The organism is Chitinimonas sp. (genome assembly GCF_041904975.1).
In the GTDB taxonomy this organism is placed as follows: Bacteria; Pseudomonadota; Gammaproteobacteria; order Burkholderiales; family Chitinimonadaceae; genus Chitinimonas.
This window is the reverse complement of sequence record NZ_JAYRLZ010000082.1, coordinates 1-16,303: the sequence shown is the minus strand read 5'-3', so window position 1 is coordinate 16,303 and position 16,303 is coordinate 1. Positions and strand designations below refer to the sequence as shown.

General features: G+C 60.6%; 13 protein-coding genes. 7 read left to right on the top strand and 6 right to left on the bottom strand.

Annotation, left to right across the window (positions count from 1 at the left end; all coding sequences use genetic code 11):
* Positions 1-1,190 (bottom strand): SpoIIE family protein phosphatase (locus tag ACE3OH_RS09870; protein WP_374351411.1); only part of this gene is annotated, 1,190 nt, incomplete at its 3' end.
* A 242-nt stretch (positions 1,191-1,432) separates the two neighbouring features.
* Here ACE3OH_RS09870 and ACE3OH_RS09865 point away from each other — a divergent pair.
* The gene (locus ACE3OH_RS09865; RefSeq protein WP_374351409.1) at positions 1,433-2,161 is read left to right on the top strand and encodes a substrate-binding periplasmic protein; all 729 of its coding nucleotides are present in this window, start codon (positions 1,433-1,435) and stop codon (positions 2,159-2,161) included.
* Positions 2,162-2,182: 21 nt separating this feature from the next.
* On the opposite strand, the gene ACE3OH_RS09860 is transcribed toward ACE3OH_RS09865, so the two are convergent.
* Positions 2,183-4,081 carry an ATP-binding cassette domain-containing protein gene (locus ACE3OH_RS09860; protein WP_374351407.1) on the bottom strand — a complete coding sequence of 633 codons (1,899 nt, stop codon included), beginning with the start codon at positions 4,079-4,081 and terminating at the stop codon, positions 2,183-2,185.
* A gap of 199 nt (positions 4,082-4,280) precedes the next feature.
* On the opposite strand from ACE3OH_RS09860, the gene ACE3OH_RS09855 reads away from it, so the two are divergent.
* Positions 4,281-5,918: a DUF342 domain-containing protein gene (locus ACE3OH_RS09855; protein WP_374351405.1), complete on the top strand. Its 1,638-nt coding sequence runs from the start codon at positions 4,281-4,283 to the stop codon at positions 5,916-5,918.
* A gap of 56 nt (positions 5,919-5,974) precedes the next feature.
* On the opposite strand, the gene ACE3OH_RS09850 is transcribed toward ACE3OH_RS09855, so the two are convergent.
* The 4 genes from ACE3OH_RS09850 to ACE3OH_RS09835 form a co-directional block, all read right to left on the bottom strand.
* A complete protein-coding gene (locus ACE3OH_RS09850; protein WP_374351403.1) occupies positions 5,975-6,721 on the bottom strand; it encodes a helix-turn-helix domain-containing protein in 747 nt (248 codons plus the stop codon).
* A gap of 167 nt (positions 6,722-6,888) precedes the next feature.
* Positions 6,889-9,165 carry a collagenase gene (locus ACE3OH_RS09845; RefSeq protein WP_374351401.1) on the bottom strand — a complete coding sequence of 759 codons (2,277 nt, stop codon included), beginning with the start codon at positions 9,163-9,165 and terminating at the stop codon, positions 6,889-6,891.
* A 668-nt stretch (positions 9,166-9,833) separates the two neighbouring features.
* The gene (locus tag ACE3OH_RS09840; protein WP_374351398.1) at positions 9,834-11,240 is read right to left on the bottom strand and encodes a patatin-like phospholipase family protein; all 1,407 of its coding nucleotides are present in this window, start codon (positions 11,238-11,240) and stop codon (positions 9,834-9,836) included.
* 136 nt (positions 11,241-11,376) lie between these two features.
* Complete coding sequence (locus ACE3OH_RS09835) at positions 11,377-12,285, bottom strand: LysR family transcriptional regulator (protein WP_374351396.1); 909 nt, start codon at positions 12,283-12,285, stop codon at positions 11,377-11,379.
* Between the two features lie 178 nt (positions 12,286-12,463).
* Between ACE3OH_RS09835 and ACE3OH_RS09830 the strand changes: the two genes are divergently transcribed.
* From ACE3OH_RS09830 to ACE3OH_RS09810, 5 genes are read left to right on the top strand one after another with little or no spacing between them, the layout of a single operon-like run.
* A complete protein-coding gene (locus tag ACE3OH_RS09830) occupies positions 12,464-13,117 on the top strand; it encodes a hydrolase (protein WP_374351394.1) in 654 nt (217 codons plus the stop codon).
* 16 nt (positions 13,118-13,133) lie between these two features.
* Positions 13,134-13,376, top strand: a complete 243-nt coding sequence (locus ACE3OH_RS09825; protein WP_374351392.1) for a DUF1427 family protein — start codon at positions 13,134-13,136, stop codon at positions 13,374-13,376.
* A complete protein-coding gene (locus ACE3OH_RS09820; protein ID WP_374351390.1) occupies positions 13,373-15,208 on the top strand; it encodes an amidohydrolase in 1,836 nt (611 codons plus the stop codon). Before ACE3OH_RS09825 ends, ACE3OH_RS09820 begins: the two co-directional genes overlap by 4 nt.
* 1 nt (position 15,209) lies before the next feature.
* Positions 15,210-15,611 carry a DoxX family protein gene (locus ACE3OH_RS09815; protein ID WP_374351388.1) on the top strand — a complete coding sequence of 134 codons (402 nt, stop codon included), beginning with the start codon at positions 15,210-15,212 and terminating at the stop codon, positions 15,609-15,611.
* A complete protein-coding gene (locus ACE3OH_RS09810; protein ID WP_374351386.1) occupies positions 15,608-16,276 on the top strand; it encodes a YoaK family protein in 669 nt (222 codons plus the stop codon). Before ACE3OH_RS09815 ends, ACE3OH_RS09810 begins: the two co-directional genes overlap by 4 nt.
* Positions 16,277-16,303 lie beyond the last annotated feature (27 nt).

The following is a 16,303-nucleotide window of genomic DNA, read 5'->3' as shown; positions in this document are numbered from 1 at the left end:
TGCCACAGGCTGTAGGCATTCAGCATGGCCATACTGATCACATCGGCACGTTCTTTGCGCTGGGCGAGTATGGACTCGCGGATGCGCCGCTTGCCAAAGGCCAGATGCTTGGGGCCGCCAATCTGGTCGACCAGGCCGTCGGTAGTGACAAACATCAGCGTTCCAGGTGGCGCCGGCACCTCGCTGCTGCGCCATTGATAGTCGAGCGGCGTTTCGACATAGCCGACGCCCATGCGATCACCCTCGATGATTTCGAACTCATCGCGATCGGGGTAAAGCACAAACAGTGGCGTTTTGGCTGCTGCATAAGTCAGCATGCGCCGCTCCCGGTCAAACCAGAAAAAGGCACCGTCAAGGCCGTCGTCAGACTGACCAAAGCCCGACCTCGGGCCGTCCTGCCCCAGCAGTAGCTTGATCTCGCGATTGAGGCCGGCCATGACCTCGGCCGGGCGGCGCAAATTACTGCGCTCGATCGCCTGCACCAGGAGCGATGAGGCGATCAGGGTCATAAACGCGCCCGGTACACCATGGCCGGTGCAATCGGCCACCGTGGCAAACCAGCCATCTGCCTGCCGGTCGAAGTGATAGAAGTCGCCACCCACCACGTCGCGCGGCTCCCACACCAGTTCGCTGTCGGGTATGGTTGCCATCAGGGTTTCGTGCGCCTCGCGCATGATGGCTTGCTGAATCACGCCGGCATATTCGATCGAGTGCCGGATCTGCCGGTTTTTTTCCGCCTGCAGATTGGCAATCAGCCGCATCAGCCGCAAGCACGAGCCCATGCCGAGGTAGTAGCGATCGCGGGTAACGATAAAGCCGGCAACCAGGGTTTGCTCGCCATGTTCGACCACCCGGAACGACAGGGCTTCCAGATTGAGCTTTTCGTCGACGATCAGCGGATCGCGTTCCATAAAGGCAACGCAGCTCTGCGAGCCATATAGCGCCTGGTTTTGCTGGGTGGACATCTCCGACATGAACAGATTGCGGTTGATCAAGCCGATGGGTACGCCGTTTTCAACTACCGGCAGGCTGACCAGATCACGATCTCGGGCAAAGCGCGCCAGTACGGTGATATTGGTGGTATCGGGGCTGATCGGCACGATTTCGACAGATATGCCACCGGCAGTCGGCGCACGGTGCGCGGTTTGCCGCTTGAAGTGGTCAATGCTGTCGAGATCCATGCGAGCCATTTATCCGGAATTGAGACCAACTCGAGATCGTTCTATGCTGCATTGCACGATCGTTGCAAACGTCAGGCAGCTTGGTTTCCTATAGCTCACCGCATTGCGAAAGACCAGTAGCTGTAGGCAGCGGGTAGTGTCCGCAGCTTGCTCAAGCAGCACAGGCAGCAAAGCAATCGGCTGACATCAAGGCCACAATCGCGCTATACCCACAATATGCAAGACAGGTTCCAGCCCAGAAGGCGCAACCCATGAGAGTGTTTGCCTGGACTACGCTACTGCTGCTTTCGCTTGCCTGCCTGGCCGGCCCCAAGGTGCAGCTGGTATCCACCGACTATCCGCCGTATTTTTCGCCCACCATGGCGGAGAACGGTACCGTGGTTGCCATTGCACGCGCGGCTTTCGAAGCGGCGGGTTACGAGGTCGAGGTGGAGTTCCGTCCCTGGGCGCGTCTGCTGGCCGAAACACGGGCCGGCAATTTCGATGCGGTCGTCGCCGTCTGGTACTCGGCCGATCGCAATGATTACCTGACCTATTCCGAGCCGCTGGTGGAAACCCTGCTGGGTTTTTATGGTCGGCGTGAGCAGCCGATCGAGGTACGCAATCTTGGCGCACTGCGCGAATACCAGATCGGAACGGTACGCGGCTACGCCAATCCGCCTGCTTTCGAGGCGGCCAACCTCAACAAGGATGATGCGGTCGACGATATGACCAATCTGCGCAAGCTGGCTGCCGGCCGCCTCGATCTGGTGCTGATCGACCAGGCCCTGGCGGGCTATTTGCTGCAAAAGGAACCCGCGCTGGCCGCACGGCTGGAATGGCGCGACCCGCCGGTACAAAAGATGCCGCTCTACCTTGGCATTGCCAAAAAGCGCCCGACCTATTTGCAGACCCAAGCCGCCTTCAATCGCGGCCTGGCCGAAATCCGCCGCAATGGCACGCTCGAGCGCATTCTCACCCGCCTGCCCTTGCCGAAGTAAGCGGCCTGCCCGCCAGCACCATCAACTTTCGCCGCGCTGTTTCTTCTCAAGTAACTCCCAGCGTTCCAGCTTTTCCACCATTTCCACATCGATGGCTTCTATCCGGCTCTGCCAGCTGGCGGCTTGTTTCGGGTCGTCGCGATACACATTGGGGTCAAGCAGCTTTGCCTGCAGCTCAGCCTGTTCTGCCTCCAGTTCGGCGAGCGCTTCAGGCAGGCGCTCCAGCTCCCTGACCTCGTTAAAGCTGAGCTTGACGGCGCGATTGCCGCGTGGCGCTGCTGCCTTCGGGCTATCGCTAGCCACTGCCTTTGCCGCCGGCGCCGCCTGCATGCGCGCCTTGGCGGCCTGCCAGTCGTCAAAGCCGCCGGGATTCTCGAACAGCTTGCCGTCGCCTTCAAATGCAATCACCTGGGTGACGACATTGTCGAGAAATGCCCGGTCGTGGCTGACCAGGAACACGGTCCCGGTGTAGCGGGCCAGCAATTCCTCCAGCAGTTCCAGCGTGTCGATATCCAGATCATTGGTGGGCTCATCCAGTACCAGTACATTGGCCGGCTGGGTGAACAGGCGTGCCAGCAACAGGCGCGCACGCTCGCCACCGCTCAGGCTCTTGACCGGACTGCGCGCACGTTCCGGCGCAAACAGGAAGTCTTCCAGATAGCTGATCACATGCTTGCGCTCGCCGCCGATATCGACGAAATCGCTGCCGGGGCTGATCACATCACAGATCGGCGTGTCTTCCGGCAAGGCAGCGCGAAATTGGTCGAAATAAGCAACCTGCTGGCCGGTACCACCCTTGACCGTACCGCTATCGGGTGCGATTTCACCGAGAATCAGCTTGAGCAAGGTAGTCTTGCCGGCACCATTGGCGCCAACCAGACCGATCTTGTCCCCGCGCAGGATGCGGGTAGTGAAGTCGCGAATCAGGGTACGGCCGCCATAGCCCTTGCTGACCTGTTCCAGCTCGGCCACCAGCTTGCCGCTGCGCTCGCCGGCATCCAGGGTGAAATTGACATTGCCTACGCGCTCGCGCCGCTCGCTGCGTTCGCGTCGCAATTGCTCTAGCCGCCGCACCCGACCCTCATTGCGGGTACGACGGGCTTCAACACCCTTGCGTATCCACACTTCCTCTTGCGCCAGCACCTTGTCGAACTTGCGGTTGATGACCGCCTCCTGTGCCAGCATATCGGCCTTGCGCAGCTGGTAGGTCGCAAAATTGCCGGGATAGCTGGTGATGTTGCCGCGGTCGAGCTCGATGATGCGGGTGGCGACGTTGTCGAGAAAGCGCCGATCATGGGTGATCAGCAATACCGCGCCGGGAAAGGCACGAATCAGGCCTTCCAGCCATTCAATGGCATTGAGGTCAAGATGGTTGGTCGGCTCATCGAGCAGCAGCACTTCCGGCTCGCACACCAGTGCGCGCGCCAGGGCCACACGTTTTTTCCAGCCGCCCGACAACTCGCCGATCTTCTTGTCGGCCGGCAAACCCAGGCTGCTGAGCGTACTGGCAATCAGCGAGTCCAGCCGCCAACCGTCGCGCGCTTCCAGCGCATGCTGCAATTCGGTCAGGCGGCCGAGCACGGTCGGGTCATGCTCGGCTGCGTGAGCGGTGGCGTGGTATTCAGACAGTAATTGCTGCAGATCCCCGAGGCCCTCGGCAACCGTATCGAATACGCTGGCCGCTGGGTCCATCGGCGGTTCTTGCGGCACATAGGCCACTCTGGACTGATTGTTGAGTCGCACAATGCCGTCGTCGAGCTTGATTACACCGGCAATGGCCTTCAGCAGCGATGATTTCCCGGCGCCATTGCGCCCGATCAGGCCAATGCGCTCGCCGGCATCCATGGCGAAATCGGCATGGTCAAGCAAAGGGACATGGCCAAAGGCCAGGCAGGCGTTTTCTACGGTCAGTACAGGCATGAATTCATTCTGATTGGCAAAGTTGCGCGATTATAAGCTGTCTCTCGCGGTTTACCGGCAAGAAGCGGCTTCGCCACCAGCCTGATTGCGCCAGCTTGTTGAAATACAAGATGATTTGTATGGCTGAGTGACAGGTATTTCCCGAATTAAGTCGTATATTAAAAAACTGTGAAGCACGTGTGAGATTGTGGATACAACCATGTCTTTAATCGCCAGCGAAGATGCAAATTCCCATGCGATTTCGATCAGTTTTGACCTCGATGCCGAGGGCGAAACGCCTGATGCGGCGGCTATCCACGCGGTATTGGCCGATGCCGGCCTTGATCAATGCTTTATCGATGCCAGTGCAGTGGAGGCCTTTGTTGCGCAATGCAAAGCCGCCCGCCAAGCGCGTAGCGAGATTGCGCCTGAAGAAGGCGCTGCCAGCCGGCTGGACGCCATTGTCGGCCAGCGGCGCAATGGTAGCGTGGAAGTAAAGCTCGCTCCGGATCGCATGACCGCCTGGATGACCCTGCTTGCCCCGCAAGGCGGAAAGTCGGTTTCGGTGGGCGAAGTCAATGCAGCGATCAAGGCGCGTGGCATAGTCCACGGCTTGATGATCGAGGTTCTGAACGAGGTGATTCTGGCAGGCAGTTGCATCGACCGCACCATCGCGGTTGGTACCGAACCGATTCCCGGTATTGATGCCCATTTCGACAGCTTGCTGGAAGAGATCCACGCCAGTCGGCATGAAGATAATCAGTATGCCGAAGTGGATTACCGCGACCTTGGCAATCTGCTGCTGGTCGAGGCCGGTGTGCCCATCATGCGGCGGGTGCCGGCCGTTCCGGGCAAGAGCGGCATGAATGTGTGCGGCCAGATCGTTCCGGTCAAACCGACGCCCGATCCTGGATTCGCCAAGGGCCTGGTGGGGGTCGAGGCAGATGCGAGTGATCCGAACCTGTTGCGCTCTGCCATTGCCGGCCAGCCGAAGATTGTTGACGGCGGTGCCATCGTCAACACGGTAGTAGTAGTCGATGAGGTGAATCTGGCCAGCGGCAATGTGGTGTTTGACGGCACGCTCAATGTCAAGGGCGATATCCATGCCGGCATGTCGGTGCGGGTGGCCGGCGATGTGATTGTCGAAGGGACGATCGAGGCGGCAAAGATCGTCGCCGGTGGCGATGTATCAGCCAAAGGCGGCATAGTCGGTCGCGCCGAAAGTGCCCAGGGCGCACTGGAAACGGCCCATATCGAATGCAATGGCTCGGTGCAGGCCAAGTTTGCCGAATATGCCCATGTGCAGGCCGGCAAGGCCATCACCCTGGAAACCGCGGCGCGCCAGAGCGAGTTGTTTGCCAGCGACACCATCACGGTCGGCAAGGGAGCAGGACTTGGGCAGATTGTCGGCGGTCAGGCGCGTGCGCTGATGATGGTGCGCGCCGGTACGCTGGGCTCGAGTTCCGGCACGCCCACGGTGATCCAGGTAGGCTTCGATCCACGCCTGAATGTGGAGCGGATCAATATCGAGCAGACCCGCAAGCGCAAGCTCGACGACGGCGCCAAAATCCGCCAGCTGCTGGCGTTTCTGGACAAGAATCCGGGCAAGGGCCAGGGCGGCGTGCGCGAGAAAGCTGAAAAGACTCGCGACCAAATCGATGCCGAAGTGGCCCAGTACGATGCGCGACTGCAGCAATTGGCCGAACAGATCGAGTTGGCGGAAGGCGCCAGCATCGTGATCGGCAAGGCGATCTATAGCGGCGTGAATCTGCAGGTCGGGCAAAAACTGTTACAGGTAATGGAAGACCGTGGCGCCTGTCGCATTCGCCTGAAAGACGACAAGATCGTATTGGGCTGATGCCGGCAGCGAAGGCTGCAGACCCGGGCGCCGGCCTGGGTTGGTCGCGCTTATGCTCATGGGGCGTTCTGTCCGCCTTGCTGGCGGCGAAACTGCAAAGGACTCAAGCCGGTTGCGCGCCGGCACAGACGATGCAAGGCACTCTGATCAGAAAACCCGGTAGCTGCCGCGATATCGGCCAGTGAGCGCCGACTGTCGGCAATGGCCTGCAAGGCCGCCTCCAGGCGGGTACGTCGGACGAATTCTGCGGTGCTGAGCTGGAATACCCGCTTCATGCGCCGATCGAGCTGGGCGATCGACAGATTGGCCTGTTCGGCCAGTTCCTGCAGGCACAGATGGCGGCTGTAATTGGCATGGATAAAGTCGACGGTACTGGCAAAACGCGCATCGATCAGCCCCTCGCGCGACAATTCGGTCAGATCCTTGGAGATGCACACCAGCCCCAACAGCTCGCCGCGTGAATTGCGCACTGCATGCTTGTTGGACAGGCACCAGCCCGCGCTGCCGTCGTTGAATACGGTTTGATCGAGGCTATCGATGACGGCCTTGCCGGCCTTGAATACTTCAACATCCTGCCGGCAATAGCGCTCGGCCATATGGCTGGGAAACAATTCCCGCGCAGTCCGGCCAACGCCATCGCGCTTGTTGCGCAGACGACAGCGTGGCAGGCAGCCATTGCTGACACTGAGATAGCGCCCCTCGGTATCCTTTACCGAAAACACGACATCGGGCAACCGATCAAACAGTGATTCGACAATCAGCATATCGCTGAGCTGGCTGACCATTTGACTGCGAGACAGCATTGCCTGTTGCCAGAGCATCGTTCACACCCTTTGTGCAGACCGTTCATCCACGGGTACGGGAAAACCGCTATGCCATGGTTATAGCGTCTGCACCACGCTTCGCCGCAGTTTTTTGCCCGCTACGGGCTGGCCCCGCCTCGCTGGGGCCAGCCCTGTCCTTGGCGGACTCAGGGTGCCAAGTCGTAACTGGCATTGATGGAGACGCCGGTACAGGGCTGCTTGGCGCGCAAGGTGATGTAGTACCACTTCCAGGTGGCCGGCGTGGCAATGCTGACCCGTTCGGCGTTGCCGATATCGGTGGAGGCTTGGTCGAAATTGCTGGTGGTCGGATAGCGGTCGGCAGCCACGTACAGATCGACATCGCCGCTACCGCCCATGGTCCAGAACTGCAGATTCTTTGCACCTGTGGGCAGCCACAGGTGGGCGTAAGCCTGATAGCTCGACGCCAGGCCGCCAATGCTGCAGCCGTTGCTTAGCTCGCTCGTCGAGGGGCAGGCAGGCAGCGGGCTGCTGTCGCCCGGAAGCGGCGGCTCACCGCTGGTGGTGGCTGCAGCTGCCCAGCTGGCGAACTCGGCATCGTAACGGGTGCCGATCTGCTTCATATAACTGTCGTAGCCGGCATAGTCGCCGACGCGAAAGCGCGGCAAGATGGCGTCGATATCGCTGCGATGCTTCTCATTCATGAAGCGTACCGCCATATAGCCCCAGCGATAGGCCCGCTCCACATAGTCATTCATCGCATAGGTGTTCTGGAAGATCTCGCTGAGCTTGTAGCTACCCTTTTGCGCCGCACTGATCGCCGTTGGGTTGTTATTGCGCAGTGACAGGTATTCCGCCAGACCCTCTATCCACCATACGGTGGGTTTGCTGGTTTCCAGGGCGAAGTCGCCATAGGTATCGAAGCGCCCGTCCAGATAATGGATGTATTCATGCTCCAGATTCCAGATCTTGAAGCTAGGACGCAACCATGAGGCCTCATAGGCAATAAAGCGCGCCTGGTTGCCGGCGGCCGCCGGATTGCCTTCCAGATACATGCCGCCATTATTGGTGCTGATGCCGAACAGCGTGCCGGCATATTTCTGGTAGTTGCTGGAATCGTTGAACACCACTACTTCCAGCGAAGTATTGCCGTCGTCTTTCACCGGCACCTTGCCGGTCTGCAGCATGGTATGGAAATAGCCTTCCTCTGCCTGCATTTGCTGGCAGGCAGTCTGCATCTGTGCATCGGTCAGCTGCTGCGAACGGATATGGATGGAAGGGCTGCAGGTATAGCTGTGGCTCAGTACGGCATTGGCCAGGGCGGTTTCGAAGTTACAGCTGCCATAGTCGCTACAACTGGCATTGTCGTAGTACTTGACCGCATTGGCTCCAGCCAGCCATAGCGCGCTATCGACCCCCGTCATGCTGGTGGTGGCCAGGATGTTTTGCACCATTGGCTTGACGGTCGGCTTGAGCGCGGGATATTTGAGAAAACGATAGGCTTCGGTCGCCGCATCGTTCAAGTCGTATTCAACGCTGCTACCAAGCAGGCTGGCCTTGTTGTTCAACACGAAGTTATTCAGGGCTATGGCATAGCTGGGATCGCCCTGCAGCAGTGCCTTGCTGTCTGGCCGGAAGTGCGCGTAGTAGATCACCACCAACGCGCCGGAAAATCCCGCTCCGGCGCTGTAGTTCTTCAAAGCCTCGCTGGCATTGGGATTGGCCGGCGTATTGGTATAGCGCTCGAACACATTGCGTATGCTGCCGAGATAAAAGGCCTCGTCGGACTGGTTGGTAATCAATTTGAATGTTTCATTGGCGGTACTGCTGCCCTTGCTGTTGGACTTGAATAGCACCGAGCCATCGATCAGCTGCTTGATGGCTGGCCGCATCGTGGTGATCAGCGCAGGCGAAGGCGCCGCCAGGGTTCCTCCGCTCGCCAGGTAGTAGCCAGCGCGCAGATAGATCAGCAAATTGACCAGAGCGATATTGCTCGCATCGTAGCGCCCCGCCTCCACCACAAAGCGATCGGCAACGGCGGCAAAGTTGGCCGGCGAGTAGATGACGGCTGCCTGGCTTGCAGTCAGCGAAAACAGACCGTAATGGCATTCATAGCTCGGAAGGGCAACGAGGTAATCGGCCAGCGCCGAGCCGGAATAGCCGGCCAGCGTGTCCATGTTTTCGCAAGCAGCAATGCTGGCCAGCGCCTTGATAAGCGAAGGTGACACGCTGCGCAGCTGCTGTTGCGTCATCAGATCAAGGCGCGGCTTTTGCGTGGCTGGCAGGTCATACAGCATTTGCTCGCGCGTTGGCGGCAGGGCCTGGCGCACGAAGGGCATTTGCGGTTCGTGAAGCATGCCGCCCTCCAGGTGCTCGGCAATGCTGCCCGGTGCCGGTGCCGCATGGGCACTCCAGGTTCCAGCCAGCATCCATGACAATAGTGTGATCGCTTGCTTGGCTTTCATCGCTCACTGCTCCTTTGCTCAATTCGCTCTTATCCACCAGTGGCAAGCGCGCCGGCCGGCCACTGCTTCGCTGTTGCGTGGCCTGACTATCGAACAAAACAGCCCGGGCAATCTTGACTGATTCCGCCGCCTTGGCAGCGAAATTTGCCAATCCGGCTGAGGGGAAGCCCGATGCAACGAAATGCCTAGCCACTGTGGGTTTTGGTGCAGTGCGAAAGGGGGACGCAGGGACGAAGCGCGCCGAAACGGCACGAACAGAGCAAGGTACAGCAGCCTGGATCAGACGCCATCGCGCAAGGCCCGGCAATGGCGAACCAGGACAGACTTGCCGATCGCTGCAGGGCAGATCGGGCAAAATAGCCGGAGCTGCCTGTATCGCAGCCCATGGACACGGACACATGCGGCTTTCGGAGCGGCCGAACCGGGGACAGTGTCGACACGGCTTTCCGAAGGAAGCCCTGAACGAATCCACTTACGCGCCAAAACCGTGGTTCCCCCGCGCAATGCGGGAACGGAGGCGGAGGAATGAATCTGCAAAAATCAACAACGTACTTGCTTTGCGCCAAGTCCCGGGCTTTCCCGGAGCCTGCGAATCAAGTTGGAAACTCGATTCGTTCAGAGCTTCCCCAAGCTGGCGTAGCAACGCATTGGCAGCTTGCGCGATAGTGCTAGTTGCTTACCCGGGCTTCAAACGCACGTATGGTCGGATTGATCAACACGGCCTTTTTGCCGGCTTCGATCAGATCGTCGACATCGCGTGCCGGCAAAGTCAGGCGCAGCGGGATGGTGTTGAGGCGATCCGCTTCCTGGCTGCTCAAATCACGGAACGATATGCGTGTCACCACGAACGACACATCGTCGCATTGCCACGCAGGATTGGCTGCCTTGATGCGCTGCTGCTCATTGGCCGGCAACTCGCAACGATAGCGGGTAATCGATTCCTGCCAGGCTTTCATCATCGGCACGAAGCTGTCGTAGCTCATGCGCACATTGGTATCGATTGCCGCGTCGATCGAGGCTACGGCCAGGTCGATGCCCGACGGGCCTTTCATTTCCCGGTTCCAGTCGCCAGCTGCGCTCTGGCCGGCATCTACCACCACAAACAGCAGGTTCTTGATGGTTACCGCGTCCTTGGCGGACAACGGCCCATAGGGCGTACCGGTCAGCAAGCGCGATTGCTGCAGGCTGGCCAGACCATAGTTGTCGGTAATACCGCCATCCACCAGCTTCACATAGCGCCCGCTGCTGGTATCGCGCAGATCATGGATGGACTGGGCCAAGGAGCGCATCAGCAGCGAATCGCTGTAGCCGCGCGCATAGCCGTCAAGCCATTCGGCCAGGGGCGCCTGGCAGCTTTCCGGATGTTTTTCCAGCACGATAGGCGCAAAGAACAGTGGCACCGCCATGGAAGCGGCGACCGCTTCCGATACCGGATAGCTGGCCAGATCGCTGCACAAGGCATCAAAGGCGCGCTCGTGGAATGGAAAGGCCACGCGGTTATACAGATTGGTGGCATTGATCCATACCGTGGGCTTACCGCGCCGATACATATCGGCAAAGGTCGCGCCCTTGAACAGATCGTCTTCCAGCCAGTGTTGCAAGGTGCTGCGATCATTCAGCCCACCCGACATCAGGCGTGCGATATTCAGAGGGTTGATCAGGCTGAAGCGCAGATCAGCCTCGCCATCGCGCAGCAAGGCAGCCTCGCGAAAGCTGCCCAGCGCCGCTTTGCCGTGCAGGCCATAGTAGGCCGCCGTCATTGAGCCGCCAGAAACGGCGGTGATGAAATTCAACTGGTCCAGCAGGCTTTGCGTATTGCCGCCCCTGAGGCTGTCCAGGCCCTGCAATGCGCCAAAGGCAAAGGCGGCCGCACGGGTGCCACCGCCGGAAAACGACAGCGCCACCGTGGTTTCGCCTGCCGTGTCATAGGGCTGGCGCGCGCCGGGCGGCACCTCCTTGCCCTGCCAGTTCTTGGCCGGCTGATTACGCGGCACATTGCCGACCGAAATGGCACAGCCCCCCAAGACCATCATCAGAGGCAGGCCAATGCAGCTGCAAAGCAGGCGGTTAAGCACGCAATTTCTCCAGTTTGTGTGGTTCCGAGAATGAGCAAACGCAAGGCCAAGCCAGCGAATACGACCCTGCCCCGCTCGCACGGCCGCAAGCTTACTATTGCAGTGCGCCATGGCAATGCCCGTCGTATCTGCCGCTTCAGGCCAGACCGGCTACTTCATTCATGAAGTCCACCCGATTCAGTTGCTTTACCCACCAGGCGAGCGCGCGACCTTTGTCGTCGGCTTTCCAGGCAAGATGAAAGCGCAGCGGGGGCCGGTTTTCCTTGAGCTGCATCGCCTGCAGACGCCCGGCCGCGATATGCGGGTCGGCGAGGCAGCGCGGCAGATGCCCGACACCGAGGCCGGCCAGAATGGCGTGCAGCTTGGCGTCCAGATTCGGTACTACCAGGCAGTCTTGCCCCTGGGTCAGGTTCAAGTCGCGCGGCGGCAGGCGATGCGAGGTGTCGCCGATTGCCACCACCCGGTGCTGGGCAATGGCGAGGCCATCCAGCGGCTGCGGCTGTGCCGCCAGCGGATGACCATTCGCCACGCAAAACACCGAGGCCAGCTCACCGATGGCATGGATAGCAAAGCCGGGCAAGGGAGGCGGGTCGCCCACCGCACCGACCACCAGATCGGCGCGCTCGGTAAACAGAGCATCCCATCCACCACCCAACACCTCGTGCGAAAAGCGCAGCCGGGTGAAAGATCGCTCACCATAAAACGCGGCGATATACGGTAGCAGCGCCTGAAACGGCACGATGGCATCAACGGCAATGCGCAATTCGGTCTCCCAGCCGGTCTCCACCCGCCGCGCGCGTGCTTCCAGTGTGCTGGCGGCATGCAATAGGCGCCGTCCTTCTCCCAGCAGCAAGGCGCCGGTTGCCGTCAATTTGGCGCGGTGTCCGCTGCGATCAAACACGGTCACGCCCAGATCCGACTCCAGCTTTTGCACCAGATAGCTGAGCGAAGACGGCACGCGGTGCAGCTCGCTCGCTGCGGCCGCGAAGGTGCCGCAACGGTCGATCGCATCGATGACCAGTAAAGACTCCAGGCTTAGCTTCATGATCGAAATTTTCGAAAGTAGCGGTCGAATATCTTCATTAGCAAATTCTCATGCAGGCTGATAAAGTGCGCGCCGCCTGACGGAACTCCCGTATTGGCGCCATGTGAATCAAGGCTTTTTACCTTAACGCAAAGGCAAGTCTTTTTCTAATTTTTTGATACAACCCAAAGGGATACCCATGCCTATCGCTCACGCCGCCCCCGGCAAGACCTTGCTGAATCCGCACGACCACACCCTGATCATGATCGATCACCAGTCGCAAATGGCGTTTGCCACCCATTCCATCGATATGGTCCATCTGCGCAACAACGCCGCCCTGGTGGCCAAGGCCGCCAAGGAATTCGGCGTAGCCACCATCCTGACCACCGTGGCCGAGAAGTCGTTTTCCGGCCCGATGTTCGACGAGATCAAATCGGTATTCCCCGATGCAGCGGTAATCGACCGTACCAGCATGAATACCTGGGAAGACGAGCGCATTGCCGTTGAAGTGAATCGCATCGGCAAGGGCCGGATCGTGCTGGCCGGCCTGTGGACCTCGGTATGCATCGTCGGCCCAGCCCTGTCGGCGCTCGATCAGGGTTTTGAAGTGTATGTGATCGCCGATGCCTGCGGCGATGTGACCGATGAGGCCCATCAGCGCGCCATGGAACGCATGATCCAGGCCGGCGTGCGCCCGATGACCTCGGTGCAATACCTGCTCGAACTGCAACGCGACTGGGCACGCAGCGCCACCTATAACCAGACCGTGGCAACGGCAGTTGCCCACGGCGGCGGCTATGGCCTGGGCCTGATCTACGCCAAGACCATGTTCGGCGGCGCCGAAGGCCATTAACCGGAAGGCGCCCGGCATGAAGATCTATCTGGTTTCGCTGGGCGCCGGCCTGTTGATCGGCGCCATCTATGCCCTGCTCCAGGTGCGCTCGCCAGCACCACCCCTGGTTGCGCTATGCGGATTGCTGGGCATCTTGCTTGGCGAGCAGGCGGTGCCGATCATCCAGCGCCAGCTAGGCAAGCCGGCCGCGCTTGCCCAAGCTGCACCCTCCTCCCCCGCCCACCCACGTGGCGACGTAGTAAAGAAAGACCCGACATGAGCGCAGACCTGATTCTATTGAACGGCCGATTCCATACCATCGATCCGGCCAAGCCCACTGCCAGTGCCGTAGCCATTGCCGATGGCAAATTCCTGGCGGTTGGCGATGCCGAAGAAGCGATGCGCCATCAGGGCCCAGCCACCCAGCTGATCGATCTGAACGGCCGCACGGTGATTCCGGGGCTGAATGACTCCCACCTGCACCTGATCCGTGGCGGCTTGAATTACAACTTGGAGTTGCGCTGGGAAGGCGTGCCTTCGGTGGCCGATGCCTTGCGCATGCTCAAGCAGCAGGCCGATATCACCCCCAGCCCTCAGTGGGTGCGGGTCGTAGGCGGTTGGAGCGAATTCCAGTTCGCCGAAAAGCGCATGCCCACCCTCGACGAAATCAATGCTGCCGCGCCCGACACCCCGGTTTTCATCCTGCATCTGTATGACCGCGCCCTGCTCAACCGCGCCGCCTTGCAGGCAGTCGGCTACACCAAGGACACGCCCAATCCGCCCGGTGGCGAAATCCAGCGCGACAGCGCCGGCAACCCGACCGGCCTGCTGATCGCACGGCCCAATGCCATGATCCTGTACGCCACCTTGGCGCGCGGCCCGAAATTGCCGATCGAGCAGCAGATCAATTCCACCCGCCAGTTCATGCGCGAACTCAATCGACTTGGCCTCACCAGCGCCATTGATGCCGGCGGCGGTTTCCAGAACTACCCGGACGACTACCAGGTGGTAGAGCAACTAGCCAAAGACGGTCAGCTGACCATCCGTATCGCCTACAACCTGTTCACCCAGCGCAAAGGCCAGGAGCTGGAAGACTTCCAGCAATGGACCGAGATGGTGTCGCCAGGGCAAGGCAGCGACTTCTTCCGCCATAACGGTGCCGGTGAAATGCTGGTGTTCTCGGCTGCCGATTTTGAAGACTTCCTTGAGCCACGCCCGGAGCTGGCGGCACAAATGGAGGACGAGCTGGAGCAGGTGGTGCGCCATCTGGTCAGCAAGCGCTGGCCGTTCCGGCTGCATGCCACCTATGACCAGTCGATCTCGCGCATGCTCGATGTATTCGAAAAAGTGAACCGCGACATTCCCTTCGACGGCCTGCACTGGCTGTTCGATCACGCCGAAACCATTTCGCCACGCAATATCGACCGGGTGAAGGCGCTGGGCGGCGGCATTGCCATCCAGCACCGCATCGCTTTCCAGGGCGAATACTTCGTCGAGCGCTATGGCGCCAATGCCGCCCGGCACACGCCGCCCATCCAGCAGATGCTGGCTGCCGGCGTGCCGGTCGGTGCCGGCACCGATGCCACCCGCGTCGCCAGTTACAACCCGTGGACCGCGCTGTACTGGCTGGTCAGCGGCCGCACGGTGGGCGGCATGCGCTTGTATGACGCTGCCAACCAGCTGCCGCGGCATGTAGCACTGGAACTGTGGACCGCTGGCAGCGCCTGGTTCTCCAACGAGCAGGGACGCAAGGGCCGCATCCAGGCCGGCCAGTTTGCCGATCTGGCGGTGTTGACGGCTGACTTCTTCACCGTGCCGGAAGACGACATCAAGGCGATCGAATCGGTACTCACCGTGGTGAATGGCCGCATCGTCTATGGCGCGGCCGAGTTCACCCCGCTGGCACCGCCGCCGATTCCGGTGCTGCCGGAATGGTCGCCGGTCAAGCGCGTGCCAGGCCACTACCGACCAGCCGCTGCCCTGCCACATGCTTGCGTCGGCGCTTGCCACGTCCATGCCCATGCACACGAGAAAGCACGCGGTGCCGATGTGCCGGTTGCCGACTTCAGCGGCTTCTGGGGCGCGCTCGGCTGCAGCTGCTTCGCCTTCTGATATGTTGACTATTTCTTGGCAACAGCTGCCCTGGCTGGGCACGGCGGTGCGGCTGGGCATGGCGGCCGTGTTCTTGTATAGCGCCGGAGAAAAACTGCTGTTCTGGCAGGAGGGGCTGACCGAAGTCAGCCGCAAACGGCTGCCCTTCCCGGCTCTGGCGCTGGCTTGCACCATTGCCGTGCAACTGGCTGGCGGCCTGATGGTGGCACTGGGCTGGCACGCCAGCCTGGGCGCCCTGGCCTTGGCCGGTTTCACCTTGATGGCAACGCTGGTGTTTCACGATTTCTGGCGCACCCAGGGACGCGAGCAACGTATGCAACTGACCACCTTTCTGGAACATATCGGCATGGTTGCCGGGCTGGTCTGGCTGGCAGCCAGCCCACACGGAGCACTGCTGTCATGAGCGAGGAAAGCAAACCGGTTGATGACAAGCGGCTGGCCATTGCCATGGCCTTTGCCGCAGGTTACGTCGACACCCTCGGCTTTATCGCCTTGTTCGGCCTGTTTACCGCCCATGTCACCGGCAACTTCGTGCTGATCGGCAGTGAACTGGCACGTCCATCGCATGGGGTATTGATCAAGCTGCTGGCCTTCCCGGCGTTTATCCTGGCTGTTGCCGCCACCCGCTTGTTGGTACTGGCGCTGGAGCGCCGGCAGCGCGCCGCGAAAGCGCCGGTACTGTTGGCGCAAGCTGCCTTGCTGGTCGGCTTTATGCTGCTGGGCATGGCTGGCACCGATCATCTGTCGCCGCAAGCGCCGTTGGCCATTGCCGCCGGCATCGTCGGTGCCATGGCCATGGGGGTGCAGAACGCCGCAAGCCGCCTGGTTTTCACCCAGCACAGCCCCACCACGGTGATGACCGGCAATGTGACGCAGATCGTGATCGATCTGGTCGACATCGTGCGCGGCGGTGCGCCTGAGTCGGTGACCCAGCGTGCGCGCAAATTCATCTGGCCGGTGCTCGCCTTTGGCTTCGGCGCCCTGTTCGGGGCGCAGGCCTATGTTTACCTCGGCTTTCTCGCGCTGCTGCTACCCATCGGTGTACTGCTGTATTGCGCAGCTCGCTAAGCCTGCGTGCCCGTTCAGCTCGGATAA